This window comes from Variovorax sp. V118, assembly GCF_041154445.1.
Classification (GTDB): Bacteria; Pseudomonadota; Gammaproteobacteria; order Burkholderiales; family Burkholderiaceae_C; genus Variovorax; species Variovorax boronicumulans.
Map to the genome: position 1 here is coordinate 3,979,756 of NZ_AP028663.1, position 16,491 is coordinate 3,996,246.

General features: G+C 70.0%; 14 protein-coding genes. 6 read left to right on the top strand and 8 right to left on the bottom strand.

The features are described 5' to 3' along the window. The 5 genes from ACAM52_RS18490 to ACAM52_RS18510 all read left to right on the top strand — a co-directional run bounded on the left by ACAM52_RS18490 (nucleotide 1) and on the right by ACAM52_RS18510 (nucleotide 6,738). Nucleotides 1-1,599, top strand: a complete 1,599-nt coding sequence (locus ACAM52_RS18490; RefSeq protein WP_369644224.1) for an ABC transporter substrate-binding protein — start codon at nucleotides 1-3, stop codon at nucleotides 1,597-1,599. 142 nt (nucleotides 1,600-1,741) lie between these two features. Further along, nucleotides 1,742-2,683: an ABC transporter permease gene (locus ACAM52_RS18495; protein ID WP_369644225.1), complete on the top strand. Its 942-nt coding sequence runs from the start codon at nucleotides 1,742-1,744 to the stop codon at nucleotides 2,681-2,683. Nucleotides 2,684-2,704: 21 nt separating this feature from the next. Continuing rightward, on the top strand, nucleotides 2,705-3,655 hold the full coding sequence (locus tag ACAM52_RS18500; RefSeq protein WP_070061793.1) for an ABC transporter permease: 951 nt from the start codon (nucleotides 2,705-2,707) through the stop codon (nucleotides 3,653-3,655). 2 nt (nucleotides 3,656-3,657) lie between these two features. Continuing rightward, a complete protein-coding gene (locus ACAM52_RS18505) occupies nucleotides 3,658-5,289 on the top strand; it encodes a dipeptide ABC transporter ATP-binding protein (RefSeq protein WP_369644226.1) in 1,632 nt (543 codons plus the stop codon). 63 nt (nucleotides 5,290-5,352) lie between these two features. Beyond that, on the top strand, nucleotides 5,353-6,738 hold the full coding sequence (locus ACAM52_RS18510; RefSeq protein WP_369644227.1) for an amidase: 1,386 nt from the start codon (nucleotides 5,353-5,355) through the stop codon (nucleotides 6,736-6,738). Between the two features lie 19 nt (nucleotides 6,739-6,757). Here the strand turns inward: ACAM52_RS18510 and ACAM52_RS18515 are convergent, their stop codons facing one another. From ACAM52_RS18515 to ACAM52_RS18535, 5 genes are all read right to left on the bottom strand, one after another. Then, nucleotides 6,758-6,976, bottom strand: coding sequence for a hypothetical protein (locus ACAM52_RS18515; protein ID WP_062468907.1), 219 nt, complete (start codon nucleotides 6,974-6,976; stop codon nucleotides 6,758-6,760). Nucleotides 6,977-7,107: 131 nt separating this feature from the next. Beyond that, a complete protein-coding gene (locus ACAM52_RS18520; protein WP_369644228.1) occupies nucleotides 7,108-8,013 on the bottom strand; it encodes a ZIP family metal transporter in 906 nt (301 codons plus the stop codon). Nucleotides 8,014-8,125: 112 nt separating this feature from the next. Continuing rightward, nucleotides 8,126-9,025: a dienelactone hydrolase family protein gene (locus tag ACAM52_RS18525; protein WP_070061789.1), complete on the bottom strand. Its 900-nt coding sequence runs from the start codon at nucleotides 9,023-9,025 to the stop codon at nucleotides 8,126-8,128. A gap of 127 nt (nucleotides 9,026-9,152) precedes the next feature. Further along, nucleotides 9,153-9,890 (bottom strand): aspartate/glutamate racemase family protein, encoded by a 738-nt coding sequence (locus ACAM52_RS18530; RefSeq protein WP_070061788.1) that lies wholly within the window; start codon nucleotides 9,888-9,890, stop codon nucleotides 9,153-9,155. A 112-nt stretch (nucleotides 9,891-10,002) separates the two neighbouring features. Then, a complete protein-coding gene (locus ACAM52_RS18535; RefSeq protein ID WP_062468917.1) occupies nucleotides 10,003-10,893 on the bottom strand; it encodes a transporter substrate-binding domain-containing protein in 891 nt (296 codons plus the stop codon). A gap of 201 nt (nucleotides 10,894-11,094) precedes the next feature. On the opposite strand from ACAM52_RS18535, the gene ACAM52_RS18540 reads away from it, so the two are divergent. Continuing rightward, entirely contained in the window at nucleotides 11,095-12,321 is a 1,227-nt protein-coding gene (locus ACAM52_RS18540; RefSeq protein WP_369644229.1) for a D-amino acid dehydrogenase, read from the top strand. On the opposite strand, the gene ACAM52_RS18545 is transcribed toward ACAM52_RS18540, so the two are convergent. The 3 genes from ACAM52_RS18545 to ACAM52_RS18555 form a co-directional block, all read right to left on the bottom strand. After that, entirely contained in the window at nucleotides 12,254-13,828 is a 1,575-nt protein-coding gene (locus ACAM52_RS18545) for a PepSY domain-containing protein (protein ID WP_369644230.1), read from the bottom strand. The genes ACAM52_RS18540 and ACAM52_RS18545 overlap by 68 nt on opposite strands. 17 nt (nucleotides 13,829-13,845) lie before the next feature. Beyond that, nucleotides 13,846-16,011 (bottom strand): TonB-dependent receptor, encoded by a 2,166-nt coding sequence (locus ACAM52_RS18550; protein WP_369644231.1) that lies wholly within the window; start codon nucleotides 16,009-16,011, stop codon nucleotides 13,846-13,848. A gap of 117 nt (nucleotides 16,012-16,128) precedes the next feature. After that, the gene (locus ACAM52_RS18555) at nucleotides 16,129-16,488 is read right to left on the bottom strand and encodes a hypothetical protein (protein WP_369644232.1); all 360 of its coding nucleotides are present in this window, start codon (nucleotides 16,486-16,488) and stop codon (nucleotides 16,129-16,131) included. Nucleotides 16,489-16,491 lie beyond the last annotated feature (3 nt).

The window sequence follows — 16,491 nt, forward strand, 5'->3', positions numbered from 1 at the left end:
ATGGCAATCCACCTTTCACCGCGCCGCGTCGCGGCGGCTTCCCTGTCGGCGCTCGCTTTGTGCTTCGCCGCCACCGCGTCCGCCCAGACCGTGCTTCGCACCGTGCCCTCGTCGGATCTGAAGATCGTCGACCCGATCTGGACCACCGCCAACATCACGCGCAACCACGGCCTGATGATCTACGACACCCTCTTCGCGATGGACGAGAAGGGCGTCATCAAGCCGCAGATGGTCGACAAGTACAGCGCGAGCGCCGACAACAAGGTGTGGAGCTTCACGCTGCGCCCGGGCCTGAAGTTCCACGACGGCGCGCCGGTCACCTCGCAGGACGTGATCGCCTCGCTGGCACGCTGGGCCAAGCGCGACACGCTGGGCCAGAAGATGTACGAGGCGATGGACAGCATCACTGCCGACGGCCCCAACGGCTTTCGCATGACGTTCAAGCAGCCCTTCGGCGTGGTGCTCGACGCGCTCGGCAAGCCCAACCCGCTGGTGCCGTTCATCATGCCCAAGCGCGTGGCCGACACGCCCGCCGACAAGCAGATCGACGAGCTGGTGGGCTCCGGCCCCTTCACGCTCGCCAAGGAAGATTTCCGCCCGGGCGACCGCGTCATCTACCGCAAGAACACCGCCTACGTGCCGCGCAAGGAGCCCGCCTCGGGCCTGGCCGGCGGCAAGGTGGTGCACGTCGACCGCGTCGAGTGGGTGATGCTGCGCGACCCGCAGACGCAGGCCAATGCGCTGCTCAACGGCGAGGTCGACATGCTCGAGACCGTGCCATCTTCGGGCTACACGGGCATGCGCACCAACGAGAAGATCGAGCTGGTCGACGTGATGCCGGCGGGCCCCTTCACGGTGCTCTACAACCACAAGGTGCCGCCCTTCAACAACCCCAAGGCGCTGAAGGCCGCGATGCTGGCCATCAACCAGGAGGCGATGCTGCGCGCGCAGGTCACCTTCCGCGACTTCTACAAGCCCTGCGCGTCGATCTACCTGTGCGGCTCGCTCTACGCGAGCGACAAGACGGGCTTCTACACCGGCAAGCCGCAGTTCGAAGAGGCACGCAAGCTGCTCAAGGAATCGGGCTACGACGGCAAGCCCGTGGTGATCCTGCTGCCGGGCGACGCGCCCGCGCTGAACAAGCTGCCCGCGGTGTACGGCCAGCTGCTCAAGCAGGTGGGCTTCAACGTCGACGTGCAGACCACCGACTGGGCCACGCTCGTGACCCGGCGCGCCAAGAAGGACCTGCCCGAGAACGGCGGCTGGAACGCCTTCATCACCTTCTGGGGCGGCGTGGACGCGAGCAGCCCCATCGGCTACAGCCCGCTGACCGGCAACGGCGACCAGGGCTACTTCGGCTGGTCCGTGGTGCCCGAGCTCGAGGCGCTGAAGACCAAGTTCATCGCCACCGCCGACCTCGCGCAGCGCAAGGAGATCGCCACGCAGATCCAGCAGGTCGTGCTCGAACACGGCGTGCTCGCGCCGCTCGGCGAAGGCAAGGCGCCCACGGCCGTGCGCCGCGGCACCATCACCGGCCTGCTGCCGTCGCCGGCGGTGCTGTACTGGAACGTGCGCAAGACGTCCGCGCCATCGCCATGACCGCGACATAGGCCGGCCCGCGCGCCCGCCCCTCTCCCCTTTCTGATCGCCACCCCTGACCGGCTGCGCCTTGCGCGGCAGCCGGGCGGGACTTCCTTTGCCCGCGCCACACGCCCGGCCCCTCGTCAAGGACCTGATTCACATGCTCCACTTCCTGTTGCGCCGCGGACTGGCCACCGCGCCCGTGCTCCTGATCGTGGCCGTCATCGTCTTCCTGCTGCTGCGCATGACGCCCGGCGACCCCGCGGCGGCCATTGCCGGCGACGCGGCCAGCGCGCAGGACATCGCACGCATCCGCGCCCAGCTGGGCCTGGACGCATCGATCGTGACGCAGTTCGTGCACTGGCTCGGCCAGGTGCTGCGCGGCGACCTCGGCTACTCGTTCTTCTACCGGATGCGCGTGACCGACCTGATCGGCCAGCGCCTGGAGCCCACGCTCTCGGTGGCGGCGGTGACGGTGGTGCTCACGGTGCTGATCGCCGTGCCGCTGGGCGTGCTCGCGGCTTCGCAGCGCGGCGGCCGGCTCGACCGCTTCATCATGGGCGCCTCGGTGCTCGGCTTCTCGGTGCCGGTGTTCGTGGCCGGCTACGTGATGATCTGGCTGTTCTCGATGCAGCTCGGCTGGCTGCCCTCGCAGGGCTACCAGCGCATCGGCGACGGCGTCGGCCCGTGGCTGCGCCACCTGGCGCTGCCCTGCGTCACGCTGGCCGTGATGTATGCGGCGCTCATCGCGCGGGTCACGCGCGCGGCGGTGTCGGAGGCGCTCACCGAAGACTACGTGCGCACCGCGCGCGCCAAGGGCATCGCCGAGTGGCGCATGCTGCTGCGCCACGCGCTGGCCAACGCGGCCGTGCCCATCGCCACCGTCATCGGCCTGAGCGTGGCGGGCCTGATCGGCGGCGTGGTGGTCACCGAGACGATCTACGCGATCCCCGGCCTGGGCCAGCTCACGGTGGACGCCGTGCTCTCGCGCGACTACCCGCTGATCCAGGCGATCACCCTCTTCTTCTCGCTCGTGTACGTGGTGGTCAACCTGCTGGTGGACCTGAGCTACCTGCTGCTCGATCCGCGCATCCGGTACTGACCTCCTTTCGAAAGCCCCGCCATGACTTCGATCTCCCTGCGCGACGATGCGCCTGCCTCTGCCGCGGTTCCGCCCGCCGCACCCCGGGCCCCGGCCCGCTCGCTGCTGCGCCGCCTGCTCGCCAACGGCGGCGTGCGCATCGGCGGCGTCCTGCTGGCCGCGATGCTGCTGCTGGCGGTGGCCGCGCCCTGGCTCGGCACCATCGACCCGAACGCGATGGACCCCGCGAACTCGCACCTGCCGCCCGGCGCGCGCGCCGAGTTCACCACGCTGGCAGGCGACAGCTTCGATCGCTTCTTTCCGCTGGGCACCGACAGCATGGGGCGCGACCTGTGGAGCCGCACGGCCTACGGCGCGCGCATCTCGCTGTCGGTGGGCGTGGCGGTGGCGCTGGGCTCGGTCGCGTTCGGCCTCGTGGTGGGCATGGTGGCGGGCTACTTCCGGCGCCTGGACGGCGTGATCATGCGGGTGATGGACGGGATGATGGCCATCCCCGGCATCCTGTTCGCGATCGTGCTGGTGGCCGTGTGGCGGCCCAGCCTGCTCACGGTGATCCTGGCCATCGTGGTGCCCGAGACGCCGCGCGTGGCGCGGCTGGTGCGCTCGGTGGTGCTGTCGGTGCGCGAAGAGCCGTATGTGGAAGCGGCCGTCGCGCTCGACACGCCGACCTGGAAGCTGATGTTGCGCCACATCCTGCCCAACACGGTGGCGCCGCTGATCGTGCAGGGCACCTTCATCTGCGCGGCAGCGATGCTGGTGGAGGCCGTGATGTCCTTCCTCGGCATCGGCCTGCCGTCCGAAGTGCCGACATGGGGAAACATCATGTCCGAAGGTCGCACGCACTTCACCTCGCACCCCTCGACCGTGCTGCTGCCCGGCCTCTTCCTGGCGCTCACGGTGCTGGCCGTGAACATGCTCGGCGACGGCCTGCGCGACGCACTCGATCCCAAGTTCAAGGCACGCGGAGGCTGAGCATGACTTCCCCTACTTCCACAACCTGCGCCGCGCCCTGCCTCGTGGTGCGCGACCTCGCCATCGACCTGCCCGCCGGCGCCGACCGCGCGCATGCGGTGCACGGCATCTCGTTCGACGTCATGCCCGGCCAGGTCGTGTGCCTGCTGGGCGAATCGGGCTCCGGCAAGTCGGTCATCGCGCAGGCCGCGATGGGCCTGCTGCCCGCGTCGCTGCGGCCCTCGGCCGGGCGCATCGAGGTGCAGGGCGAAGACGTGCTCGCGGCCAGCCCGGCGCGGCTGCGCGCCCTGCGCGGCGCGCGCATGGCGATGGTGTTCCAGGAGCCGATGACCGCGCTCAACCCCGTGATGCGCTGCGGCGCGCAGGTCGACGAGATCCTGGCCGAACACACGACGCTGGGCGCCGCCGCGCGCCGCGAGCGCGTGCTCGCCATCTTCGAGCGCGTGCGGCTGCCCGAGCCCCAGCGCATCTACGACGCCTACCCGCACCAGCTCTCGGGCGGGCAGCGCCAGCGCATCGTGATCGCCATCGCGCTGATCCTGCGCCCGGCCCTGCTGATCTGCGACGAGCCCACCACCGCGCTCGACGTGACCACGCAGGCCGAGATCCTCGCGCTCATCCGCGAGATGCAGCAGGAGAACGGCACCGCCGTGCTGTTCATCACGCACGACTTCGGCGTGGTGGCGGACATCGCCGACCAGGTGGTGGTGCTGCAGCTGGGCCGGCAGGTCGAGAGCGGCCCGAAGGACGAGGTGCTGCGCCGACCGAAGGAGGCCTACACGCGCATGCTGCTCGACGCCGTGCCGCGGCTGGCGCCGGTGCTGCGCGCGCCCCTCGACGCCCAGGCGCCGCTGCTCGATGCGCGCGGCGTGGGCAAGGTCTACCGCACGGGCAGCTGGCCCGGCAAGCGCCGCACGGTGCACGCGGCGGCCGACGTGTCGCTGAAGCTGCATGCGGGCGAGACCGTCGGCATCGTGGGCGAGTCGGGCTCGGGCAAGTCGACCGTGGCGCGCTGCATCGCGCGGCTGATCGAGCCGACCGCCGGCGACATCCGCGTGCCCGGCATCGAGGGCTCGCGCGGCGCGCAGCGCTCGGCGTTCCGGCGCATGGTGCAGGTCGTGTTCCAGGACCCGAACCGCTCGCTCAACCCGCGCCGCACGGTGGGCCAGTCGATCGTCGAGGGGCCGGTGAATTTCGGCGTGCCGCATGCCAAGGCCTGGCAGCGCGCGGAGGAGCTGATGGCGCTGGTGCGGCTGCAGCCCGAGGTGCTGCACCGCTACCCGAGCGAGTTCTCGGGCGGCCAGCGCCAGCGGCTGTGCATTGCGCGCGCGCTGGCCTGCGAGCCGCGCGTGCTGATCGCCGACGAGGCCGTGTCGGCGCTCGACGTGTCGGTGCAGGACCAGATTCTGAAGCTGCTCGCGGAGATCCAGCAGCGGCTGTCGATCGGCATTCTGTTCATCACCCACGACCTGCGCGTGGCCAGCCAGATCTGCGACCGCCTGATCGTGATGCACAAGGGCCGCATCGTCGAAGAAGGCAGCGCGCACGACGTGCTGCTGTCGCCGCGCGAGGCCTACACGCGCACGCTGCTGGCCGCGGCGCCGGGCCAGGGCTATGCGTTCGGGGGCGGCTGAGCGCCGTCCTCTTCCTCTCTTTCAACCCACCTTCATCCCACCACCCCAAGAAGAAACGAAGACATGACCACACCCCTGTACGAACTCAATGCCCTCCAGTTGCTCGAACACTACCGTGACCGCGCCTTGTCGCCGGTCGAGGTGACGCAGGCCGTGCTTGCGCGCATCGAACGCTGGGAGCCGCACATCCACGCCACCTACGGGCTGGACGCCGAAGCCGCGCTGGCCTCGGCGCGCGCCTCCGAGGCACGCTGGACCCAGGGCAAGCCGCAGGGCGATCTAGACGGCGTGCCGGTCACGCTGAAGGAGAACATCGCCACGCGCGGCACGCCCACGCCCATCGGCAGCGCCGCCACCGTGCTGGCGCCCGCCGCAGCCGACGCCCCCGCGGCCGCGCGCCTGCGCGAAGCCGGCGCGGTGATCGTGACCAAGACGACGATGCCCGACTTCGGCTTTCTCGGCGCGGCGCCGTCGAGCTTCCACGCGCTCACGCGCAACCCGTGGGACCTGGGCCGCAACACCGGCGGCTCGAGCTCGGGCGCCGGCGCCGCCGCTGCCGCGGGCTACGGCCCGCTGCACCTGGGCACCGACATCGGCGGCTCGGTGCGCATCCCGGCCAGCTTCTGCGGCGTGTTCGGCCTCAAGCCCAGCCAGGGCCGCATTCCAGTCGACCCGCCCGCCGCGGCGCGCGTGATCGGCCCGATGACGCGCACCGTGGCCGACGCCGCGCTCTTGATGCAGGTGGTGACGCGCCCCGACGCACGCGACTACATGTGCCTGCCGCCGAACGACTTCGCGTGGCAGCGGCTCGAGCGCAGCGTGAAGGGCCTGCGCATCGGCCTGTGGACCGAGACCATGGGCGGCTGGCCGATCGATGCGGAAGTGAAGGAGGCGGTGCTGGCCGCGGCCCGCCTGTTCGAGCAGGCCGGCGCCATCGTCGAGCCGCTGGCCGACTGGACCACGCTGGACATGCGCATGGGCATGGCCCACTTCTTCACGATGCGCTGCCGCGTCGACCTGGCTGCGATGCCACCGGAGCGCGCGAAGCTCGCGGCCGGCTACATCCACCAGGCGGCGGAGTTCGCCGCCTCGCTCACGCCCGAAGACACCTTCCGCGCCTTCACGCGCATGCAGGCCTTGCGCGCGGCCACCGTGGCGGCCACGCAGCCCTTCGACTACGTGCTGTCGCCGGTGTCGCCGGTGCTGCCGTTCGCGGCGGACGCCATCAACAGCGGCTCGGAAAACCTGCTGAAGGACTCGCACTTCACGTCGGTGTTCAACCAGTCAGAACAGCCGGCCGCGTCGATCAACTGCGGCCATGCGAAAAATGGCCTGCCGATCGGCCTGCAGATCGCGGGGCGCCGCTTCGACGACCTGGGCGTGCTGCAGATGGCGCGCTTCTACGAATCGGTGCGTCCGGCACAGGCGCGCTGGCCTGAACCGGCCTGACCGGGCTGGGTCAGGCGAATCAGTCCGGCGCGTTCATCACGCGGTCGAACTCTTCGTCGGCCGGCACGTTGTCGGCATCGAGCTCGCTGGCATCGGTGAGGTCGATGCCCGTTTCGTCCGACAGGTCGTCGGACGCATCGGCTTCGAGTTCGTCGAAGTCGTCGGCAGGCGTGCTGTCGTCATCGTCGTCTTCGGACGACGAGGCGGAGCGCGCGGTGGCATCGGCTTGGGGCGTCATGATCGAATTCCTCGGCAGATGAGTAAACGGCCCTCTATGGTGCGCCTGTTTTGCCCCTTGCGGTGGATCGACGGGCTGACGTCGGTGTCGGAAAGTTTCCCGTCTCCCGAGGCCGCCCACACGCGTTGTCGTCAGTCCTTGTGGACGTGGCCGTGCTCGCCGTGTCCTTCATCATGGCCGTGTTCGTGGCCATGCTCGCCGTGCGCGAGCCGGCTCACGAGCGTGACCAGCAGGATGCCCGCTGCCAGCCACGCGATCTGCGCCGCGGTCTGGCGCGCGGGCAGGCGCTTTTGCAGCTGCGGAATCAGGTCGGCCAGCGCCACGTAGACGAAGCTGCTGCCCGCCAGCACCAGGAAGTACGGCAGCCAGCCATGCAGCTGGTCGACCAGCCACCAGCCCGCGATGCCGCCGAGCATGGTCATCGTGCCCGCGAGCGACACCTTCACCAGCGCCGCGCGCGAATTGGCCGAACTCTGTCGCAGCACGACGAGGTCGCCGATGTGGTGCGGCACCTCGTGCGCGAGCACGGCCAGCGCAGCCACGAGGCCCAGGCGGATGTCGGCCACGAAGGCCGAGGCGATCAGGATGCCGTCGCCGAAGCAGTGCACGCTGTCGCCGGTGAGCACAGCCCAGCCGCCGCCGCCCGTGGGGGGCGCGTGGTGGTGATGGGCGTGCGAATGGCCGTGATGATCATGCCCGTGGTGGTCGTGCGCGCCCTCTTTCGCCGGTGCGGCATCGCCATGGTGGTGCTCATGCCCGTGGTGCCACAGCTCGGCCTTGTCGAGCAGGAAGAAGAACACCAGCCCGAACAGCAGCACCGCGAACAGCAGCGCAGGCTCGATGCGGCTTTCGAAGGCCTCGGGCAGCAGGTGCATGAAGGCAGTGGCCAGCAGCGCGCCGGCCGCCAGGCTCAGCAGGTGCTGCGGGTTCACGCCGCCGCCACCGCTGCGCACGCCCACGCGCAGCAGCAGGGCCGCGAGCCAGACGCTACCGATGCCGGCGACCAGGGTCGCCACGAGAATTACTATCAAATTCATAGCTGCTTGCGCAAGAGGGACGGCCGTTATGACCTTGTTCCGTTCATAAAAAGAGAAAGGCCGTCACTTCGGACGGCCTTCGGCGGCAGGTGGCTACGGGCGCCGTCTTCGGTCAGGCGACACCATTGGCTTTGAACCAGGCCGTGGCACGCTGCCAGCCGTCTTCCGCGGCGCTCTTGAGGTAGCTGGGGCGGTAGTCGGCGTGGAACGCGTGGCCTGCTTCGGGGTACACGACGAAGCTCGATGCCTTGGCCGCTGCAGTTCCAGTGGCCAGAGCAGCTTTCATCTTATCAACCGTGTCAAGGGGGATGCCCTGGTCTTTTCCGCCGTACAGGCCGAGCACCGGCGCCTGCAGGCTGGCGACGATGTCGACGGGGTGTTTCGGCTGCAATTCGCTGGCCTGCCCCACCAGCCGGCCGTACCAGGCCACGCCGGCCTTGACCTTGCCGGTGGCCGCATACAGCCACACGATGCGCCCGCCCCAGCAGAAGCCGGTGATGCCGGCCTTGCTCGTGTCGCCGCCGTTGGCCTTGGCCCAGGCCAGCGCGCCGTCGAGGTCGCCCATCACCTGCGCATCGGGCACCTTGGTGACGATGTCGGCCTGCAGCTTGGGAATGTCGGTGTAGCCGCGCGGATCGCCCTGGCGCGCATACAGCTCGGGCGCGATGGCCAGGTAGCCCAGCTCGGCGAAGCGGCGGCAAGTGTCGGCGATGTACTCGTGCACGCCGAAGATTTCCTGGATCACCAGCACCACGGGCAGCCCCGTCTTGCCGGCCGGCGCCGCGGCATAGGCAGGCACCCCGAAACCGTTGACGGTGTACTTGATGGGGCCGGCCTTCAGGCCGTCGGCCGGGGTGGTGATGGCCGTCTGCGCGGCCACCGGCAGCACGGCGGCGGCGTAGCCGACACCGAGGGCGGCCTTGAGCGCGGTGCGGCGCGTGGCCCCCTGCTCGGTGCTGTCGCCGGGGCGCAGCGAATCGAATTCGGAACGGTTGTCGTCGAAGGAGGTCATGCAAGGGCTCCGGTTGAATCGTCTGACAAGGGGGTGTGGCGTAGAAAAACGCACGCCGCAATGTAGGCGAAATCGGGCCGGGCCGTGTGACCGGACCGTAAAGCAGCCGGGCCGCTTCGGGCTGTGGCTAGGTGCCGTAGGCCCGCCGTGCCAGCGCCTCGGCCAGCACCTGCGCCGGATCGACGAGGCGCAGCCCCGCCACCGCGGCCGAGCCCTGCAGGCCCAGCGGCACCTCGGTGCAGCCCATGATGATCGTGACCGGGCCGTGCCGCTCGGCCAGCCGCAGCGCGACCTCGGAGAAGCAGCGTTCGGCCAGCGGCAGGTTGCCGGCCTTCACGCCGTCGAAGATGCCGCGCATGATGGTCTGGCGCTCGTCGGCCGACGGCACATGGCAGCCCAGGCCGGCCTCGGCCAGCGCCTGCTCGTACAGCCGCACGCGGTAGGTGCCTTCGGTGGCCATCAGCGCCACCTCGCTCGCGCCCTGCGCGGCCAGGTGCTGCGCGGTTTCGCGCGCCATGTGCAGCAGCTCGACCTGCGGAAAGCGCTCCTGCAGGTTGGCATGCCACGCATGCGCGGTGTTGCAGGCGATGGCCACGGCGCGGCTGCCCAGCGCGGCCAGCCGGCCCAGCGCCTGCAGCATCGGCTCGAGCGGCTGGTGCGCGCCCTGCGCGTCGGAGGCCAGCGCGCCGGTGCGGTCGGGCACCGGCACCTGCGCCAGCCAGTGTTCGGGAAAGGACTGGTCGCGCACCGGCTCGCCGCGCGCACGCATCTGCTGCGCGCAGGCCTGCACGAAGAGCCGGACGAAGTCGGCGCCCGCCGCGGGGCCCATGCCCCCCAAGATGCCAACTACGTTCGTCGAAGCCATGGTCTTTCTCTGTTTCAGGAATACCGCGGAACCGGCTTTGCCGGGCCGCTGGTATTGCCCCCGGTAGGGGGTTGGCGAAGCGACACGAAGTGCGCGCAGCCTGGGGGCGAGCTCAAGTTGCTGGCTTGTCGCTGAAGGCCTTCAGGTTTTCTTTGAGCTGGTCGCTCATCGGCAGGTTCAGCGGCACGTTCTTCGGCGGGATCGGCTGCATGAACCACTTGGTGTAGAGCTTCTCGAACTCGCCGCTCTTCATCATGGCGGTGAAGGTGTCGTCCACCAGCTTCTTGAAGGCCGGGTCGTCCTTGGGCAGCATGCAGGCGTAGGGCTCGACCTGCAGCGACTCGCCCACCACTTCGTAGTCGGCCGGGTTCTTCGAGTTGGCGATGAGGCCGAACAGCAGGATGTCGTCCATGGCGAAGGCCACGGCGCGGTCGCTCTCGACCAGCAGGAATGCGTCGGCGTGGTCCTTGCCGAGCACGATGTTCATGTCGAGGTTCTTCTCGGTGTTGTACTTGCGCATGACCAGCGCGTTGGTCGTGCCGGTGGTGCTGGCCACGGTCTTCTTCGCCAGGTCGGCGTAGTCCTTGATCTTGGAAGACTTCTTCGTCAAGAGGCGCGTGCCCGTGTAGAAGTGGTTCACCGCAAAGGCCACGTCCTTGCCGCGCGCGGTGTTGTTGGTGGTGGAGCCGCACTCCAGGTCGATGGTGCCGTTGGTGATCAGCGGGATGCGGTTCTGCGAGGTGACCGCCATCAGCGAGACCTGCAGGTTGGGCTTGTTCAACTTCTTCTTCACCGCCTCGACCACGGCGTTGGAGAGTTCCACCGAGAACCCGATCGGCTTGTTGGGGCCGTCCAGGTAGCTGAAGGGCACCGACGACTCGCGGTAGGCGAGCGAGATCTTGCCGGACTCGGCGATCTTGGCGAGCGTGTCGGCAGCTTGCGCGGCCGGTGCAGTGAAGAGGACCGCGGCAGCCAGGGACGCCATCAAAACGGAGAGTTTCATTCGAGCCTTCATCGGTTGGATTGAACAGACAGCCAGTGTAAGAAGGAGTGACACATCGGGACAATTCAAATTAACCCCGGGGTCATGCCCAAAGGTTATGGGCTGGGTTCTTTTGGCATTTCCGGGCACGGCGAGGGGCCTCTACAGTCGCACGCTGTCTCTTCTGTTCCCTTTCTTCTTCACTTCCGGAAAGTTGCCTCCATGCATGTGTGCGTGCTCGGCGCCGGCATCGTGGGCCTGGCGACCGCCTGGCAACTCGAGCGCCAGGGCCACCAGGTCACGGTGATCGACCGCGCGGCGCCCGGCGCGGGCGCCAGCGGCGGCAACGGCGCGCAGCTGAGCTACTCGTACGTGCAGCCGCTGGCCGATCCGTCGATCTGGACGCAGCTGCCCAAGCTGCTGTTCTCCCCCACCTCGCCGCTGAAGCTGCGCCCGCAGCTCGATCCGCTGCAGTGGCGCTGGGGCCTGGCCTTCCTGGCCGCGTGCAACGCCGCGACCTCGCGCGACACCACCGCGCAGCTGCTCGCGCTGGCGGCCGCGAGCCGCACCGGCTTCGAGGCCATGCAGGCCGACATCGCGCCCGACTGCGACTTCTCCGCCACCGGCAAGCTCGTGCTCTATGCGAGCGCCGCCTCGCTGGCCGGCGCGCGCGCACAAGTCGAACTGCAGCGCACCCTGGGCAGCGAGCAGCGCATCGTCACGCCCGACGAGTGCGTGGCCATCGAGCCTGCGCTCGCGGACTACCGCGGCCAGATGGCGGGCGCGGTCCACACGCCGAGCGAGTGCGCGGCCGACTGCCTCAAGGTGTGCGCCGAGCTGATGCGCGCACTGAGCGCGCGCGGCGTGCGGTTCATGCTCGGTGCCGACGTGCACGGCTTCGCGCGCAGCGAAGGTCGCGTGGCGGCCGTGCAGACGAGCGAGGGCGACATCGAAGCCGATGCCTTCGTGATGGCGCTGGGCTCGGCCTCGCACAAGCTCGGTCGCGCGCTCGGCGCCTACCTGCCGGTGTACCCGCTCAAGGGCTACAGCATCACGGTCGACGTCGACCCCGCGCCCGGCGCGGCGCCGCGCGTGAACGTGACCGACAGCGCGCGCAAGGTCGTCTTCGCGCGCATCGGCTCGCGCCTGCGCGTGGCCGGCATGGCCGAACTCGTGGGGCACGACGCGAGCATTCCCGCCACGCGCATCGAGACACTGGCCGACGCCACGCGCGCCGTGTTCCCGCGCGCCAGCCGGCTGGCCGAACTGCACCCCTGGACCGGCATGCGCCCGGCCACGCCGAAGGGCCTGCCGATCATCGGGCGGCTGCCGCATGCGCCGTCGAACATGCTCTTCAACACCGGCCACGGCGCGCTGGGGTTCACGCTGGCCTTCGGCTCGGCGCAGCGGATCGCGCAGGCGCTGGACGCGGCCCCGCCGCGCGCCTGAGCTTGCGGCCCAGGCGCCGCCAGCCGACCACCACGCCGGTCAGGCTCAGCAGCGCGCCGCCCGCGCTCAGCGCGACCAGCAGCACGTCCCACAGCGGGCGGTGCGCGAGCAGCGGCAGCCAGTCCCAGCTGTGCAGCATCGCGAACAGCCAGCGGCTCAGGCGGCGCGTGCTGTCGCTGCGGCCGAGCACTGCGCCGGTCTGCGGATCGACATGGACCCAGGTGGCGTGCGTGTCGGCGAACACCACACGCCAGACGGGCAGCGGCTTCTCGCTGCCGCCGGTCATGGTGTGCGCTTCGCGCGTGTAGTAGTGGCTGTCGTAGGCGGTGAGCACGTCGATGCGCGCGACCGGGTCGGGCAGCAGCTGCGCGACGGCGGTGCGCAGCATCGCGGGCTCGATCTGCCGAAGCTGCGCGCCGACCGCGTCGCGCACCAGCGGCCGGCCGTTGGCGGTGCTGGCCAACACCAGCGTCTGCCCTCCCGCGCGCACCCAGCGCAGTTCGCGGACATCGCCGCGCGTGGAAGCCAGCAGCGCAGCAGGCGCCGCATCGCCAGCTTCTACAACGAGCGGCCCGCCCTGCATCGCCGCCATGCGCAATGCCGGCGCGCCGCTGTCGAACACGCGCCAGGGATTCATCGACATCAGCCCGCTGAAGATCCACGTCAGCGTGACGAGCGCGAACAGCAGCCCGCTGATGTGATGCCAGCGCATCATGAAGCCCTGGTACGGCGAGTGCGAGCCACTCTTGTAGGTGCGTCGGAAACGCCAGCGCATCACGCCCACCACCGTGCCCGTCAGCGTGACGGCGATGCCGACGATCGACAGCCAGTTGACGATGTCGGCCCAGTAGCGGTCCAGGCCCGTGCCGCGCAGCGGGTACAGCCAGTGGATCCACGCGCCGGCGTAGTTCCACCGCCGCTCGGCGCGCGGCGCGTCGCGCACCACCTCGCCGGTGCGGCCCGAGATGTACAGCCGCGTGGCCTGCGCATCGGCCAGGTCGACCACATGCAGCGGGCGGTGCGCGTCGAGCCCGCGCGAATGGGTGAAGGCGTCTTCGTCGATGGTGCCCCGGTACTGGAGCACCACGGCCTCGCCCCCATAGGCCTGCGCACTCACGAGCGCGCGGGCGCGGTCGATCTGGCGCAGCACGGCGCCGGTCTGCGCATCGACGACGACCACGCCGCGCCCCGGCGGTGATCGGCGCGCGCCGGGTTCTGCCGCACTCGCCGGCACCGCGAGGTACACCGCCTGCCCGCCGCTGGCGACAGCCAGACGCAGGTCTTGCAACGGCCCCGCGATACCGGCCGCATCGAGCGCCTGCCGCGGCCCCAGCAAGGGCGCCTTTGCATCGAGCGGCGGCAGGTGCTGCAGACGCTCGGCCTCGGTGAGCTTGGGGTAGCCCACGTACATCATCACCACGCCCGAGACGAACCACATCGCGAAGAAGGCGCAGACGACCACGCCGAGCCAGCGGTGGACCAGGAACGACCAGCGTTTGGCATGCATGGCGGCGCTCCTTCGATTCAGAAGCTCACGCGCACCGACACGTCGGCCGTGCGCGGCGCGCCGAGGTAAGCGAAACCGGCGCCGACGTTCGCGGCGTACACGCGGTCGGTCGCGTTGCGCACGCGCCCCACCAGCGTGACGTTGCGGTTCACCTGCCAGCTCAGCCCGAGGTCGAGCAGCGTGTAGCCGGGCCAGTGCATCGTGTTGGCCGCATCGGCGTACACCTTGCCCACATGCCGCACGCCCGCCGTGGCCTGCAGGCGCGGCGTGATGGCATACGACACCCAGAGGTTCGCGACCACCGCCGGCGTGTTGGTCGGCGTGCGGCCCGCGAGCGACACGCCGCCCTGGCGGAACTGCTCGTAGCGCGCATCGACGTACGTGAGGTTGCCCTGCAGCGACCACTGCGGCGTGGGCTGCAGCCCGAGCACCAGCTCCACGCCCTTGGACGACTGCTCGCCGACCAGCACCGTGAGCGCGCTGTTGGCCGGGTCCTGCGTCGCGATGTTGGTGCGGCGGATGCTGTAGGCCGCGAGCGTGGCCGTGCCCTTGCCCTGCCAGAAGTCGAGCTTGGTGCCAACCTCGACCTGCCGGCCGGTGGTGAGCTCGCTGTTGTTGCGCACGTCGGCGAACGAGGCGGTCGAAAGCACGCCCGACGGCGGATCGGCCGCCGTGGCGTACTGCGCGTACAGGTTGGCGCCGGGCGCGAAGTCCCACACCAGGCCGATGCGGCCGGTGGTGGGCCGGTAGCCGCGATGGAAGGTGGCCGGGTTCGCCGCGTCCACGGTGCGGCGGTTGACCAGGTCGAGGTCGATGCGCTCGTGACGCAGCGCCGTCACGAGGTGCAGCGACGGCTGCAGCGCGGTGCGGTTCTCCAAATACACCGCGGTGGTCCGCACCTTGTTGTCGCGGTCGGGGCGGAAACCGGGCGTCATGCCCGGCACGTCGAAGAAGCGCTCGGTGGCAAAGACGTACGGGTTCACCGTGCTCACGGTGCCGGGCAGGCTGTTGGGAAAGCGCGTCTGCCGGTTCACGCTGAAGTCCAGCCCGAAGGACCAGTCGCTCTTGAGCCCGCCGAGCTGCCCCTTGTAGAGGCCTTCGACGCGGTTGCCCCACACGTCCTGGTCGTGCCGCTGCAGCAAGGCGCCCGAGCGGATGACGGCCGTGTTGCGCGCGTTGTAGCGGTAGTTCTCGACGTTGCGGTAGTCGCGCAGCGCGTCGTAGGCATAGAAGGTGTTCTTGAACTGCAGCGCGTCGCTGGCCTGCCATTCGGTGACCGAGCGCAGCCACTGCACGCGCTGCGCGTAGAGGCCGTCGGCGCTGTTGTAGTTCTTGAAGCGCGTGCCGCGGTCGATGCGCATCTCGCCACCCGCCGGGTTCAGCACCGGCGTGCCCCAGTAGGGCCGCGTGACGTCTTCGTCCTGGTACTCGTAGGCCAGCGTGTGCTTCAGGCCGCCGCCGAAGTCCGACAGCAGCGAGGCCGCGAACTGCGTCGATTGGCTCTTGGTGCCGTCGCTCCAGCCGTGAGCGTCGCGGTGGTTCACGTCGATGCGCGCATAGTGGCTGCCCGCGCCGCCGTCACCGGCGATGCGGCGGTTCAGGCCGAAGGAGGCCTCCTTCAGGTTCTGCGTGCCCAGGCGCAGCTGCGCTTCGGTGAAGTCGCTGCGCTCGGGCGTCTTGGTGATGTAGTTGATCGAGCCGCCCAGCGCACCCGAGCCGAACAGGAAGCTCGACGGGCCGCCGATGGCCTCGACGCGGTCGTAGATCCAGCTGTCGACCGGGCGGGCCGCGATCGAGTACTGCAGGTTGATGCCGTTGAACAGCTGCGCGATCGAGCCACTGCCGAAGCCCCGGTAGCTCACGCCGACGTTGCCGGGCGCGTCGTGCGCGGTCACGCCGGGCACGGCGCGCAGCGCCTCCTGCGTGTTCTGCGCGCCGCGCGCATCGAGCACCGCGCGGTTCACCACCGTGACGGAAGCGGGCGTCTCGCGCGGCGTGAGGCCCAGGCGGCTCGCGGTGTCGGCGGGCGTGTCGAGGTCGAGCCGGCCGTTCGGGCGCGGGGCGTCGTCGGCCACCTCGATCGGGGGCAGCGACGACACAGTGGTCTGGGCATGGGCAGGCGCATGGACGGCGCCGAACAGGGCAAGCAGCCCCAGGGCGGGGGCACGGGAAAGGGTGGGCATGGCATCTCTCTTGCGACGGCGCTGGCGAAACCAATGAAGCGCAGCGCCGGCCGCACAACGACCGGGAACGCACCGCGCGGCCCGTTCAGGCGGCGTCAGGTGCAGGAACGACGAAGCTCAGGAGAGATGCGTGGGCGGCCCGCGCGCCGGCAGCGGCGAGGCCGTGGCTGCCGCGAGGCGGGCAGCGGGAATCGATTGCAGCGCGCGGCCCAGCGGCAGCGGCGTGGGCAGCGTCACCTGCACGGTGGCGGGCGGCGGCCCGGAGACCATGCACAGCGGGCAGTCCATGGCCGCCATGCCGACTTCGGTGGCGCCGTCATCGCCCTGCACGATGAGCTTGACGGTGCCCGCCGCGGAACACACGAGTTCCATCGCCTGCGGGTTCACGAGCGGCGACGCGCCCGCGACCAGCAGCGACGCCATGAACCACTCCAGCACCAGGCGGTGCATTGCGCAGAAGGTTCGAAGGGCGTGCATGGG

Bases quoted from the DNA above. Each gene is read 5' to 3' on its own strand.
- ACAM52_RS18490 (WP_369644224.1), top strand. From the start codon at position 1: ATGGCAATCCACCTTTCACCGCGCCGCGTCGCGGCGGCTTCCCTGTCG.
- ACAM52_RS18495 (WP_369644225.1), top strand. From the start codon at position 1,742: ATGCTCCACTTCCTGTTGCGCCGCGGACTGGCCACCGCGCCCGTGCTC.
- ACAM52_RS18500 (WP_070061793.1), top strand. From the start codon at position 2,705: ATGACTTCGATCTCCCTGCGCGACGATGCGCCTGCCTCTGCCGCGGTT.
- ACAM52_RS18505 (WP_369644226.1), top strand. From the start codon at position 3,658: ATGACTTCCCCTACTTCCACAACCTGCGCCGCGCCCTGCCTCGTGGTG.
- ACAM52_RS18510 (WP_369644227.1), top strand. From the start codon at position 5,353: ATGACCACACCCCTGTACGAACTCAATGCCCTCCAGTTGCTCGAACAC.
- ACAM52_RS18515 (WP_062468907.1), bottom strand. From the start codon at position 6,976: ATGACGCCCCAAGCCGATGCCACCGCGCGCTCCGCCTCGTCGTCCGAA.
- ACAM52_RS18520 (WP_369644228.1), bottom strand. From the start codon at position 8,013: ATGAATTTGATAGTAATTCTCGTGGCGACCCTGGTCGCCGGCATCGGT.
- ACAM52_RS18525 (WP_070061789.1), bottom strand. From the start codon at position 9,025: ATGACCTCCTTCGACGACAACCGTTCCGAATTCGATTCGCTGCGCCCC.
- ACAM52_RS18530 (WP_070061788.1), bottom strand. From the start codon at position 9,890: ATGGCTTCGACGAACGTAGTTGGCATCTTGGGGGGCATGGGCCCCGCG.
- ACAM52_RS18535 (WP_062468917.1), bottom strand. From the start codon at position 10,893: ATGAAACTCTCCGTTTTGATGGCGTCCCTGGCTGCCGCGGTCCTCTTC.
- ACAM52_RS18540 (WP_369644229.1), top strand. From the start codon at position 11,095: ATGCATGTGTGCGTGCTCGGCGCCGGCATCGTGGGCCTGGCGACCGCC.
- ACAM52_RS18545 (WP_369644230.1), bottom strand. From the start codon at position 13,828: ATGCATGCCAAACGCTGGTCGTTCCTGGTCCACCGCTGGCTCGGCGTG.
- ACAM52_RS18550 (WP_369644231.1), bottom strand. From the start codon at position 16,011: ATGCCCACCCTTTCCCGTGCCCCCGCCCTGGGGCTGCTTGCCCTGTTC.
- ACAM52_RS18555 (WP_369644232.1), bottom strand. From the start codon at position 16,488: ATGCACGCCCTTCGAACCTTCTGCGCAATGCACCGCCTGGTGCTGGAG.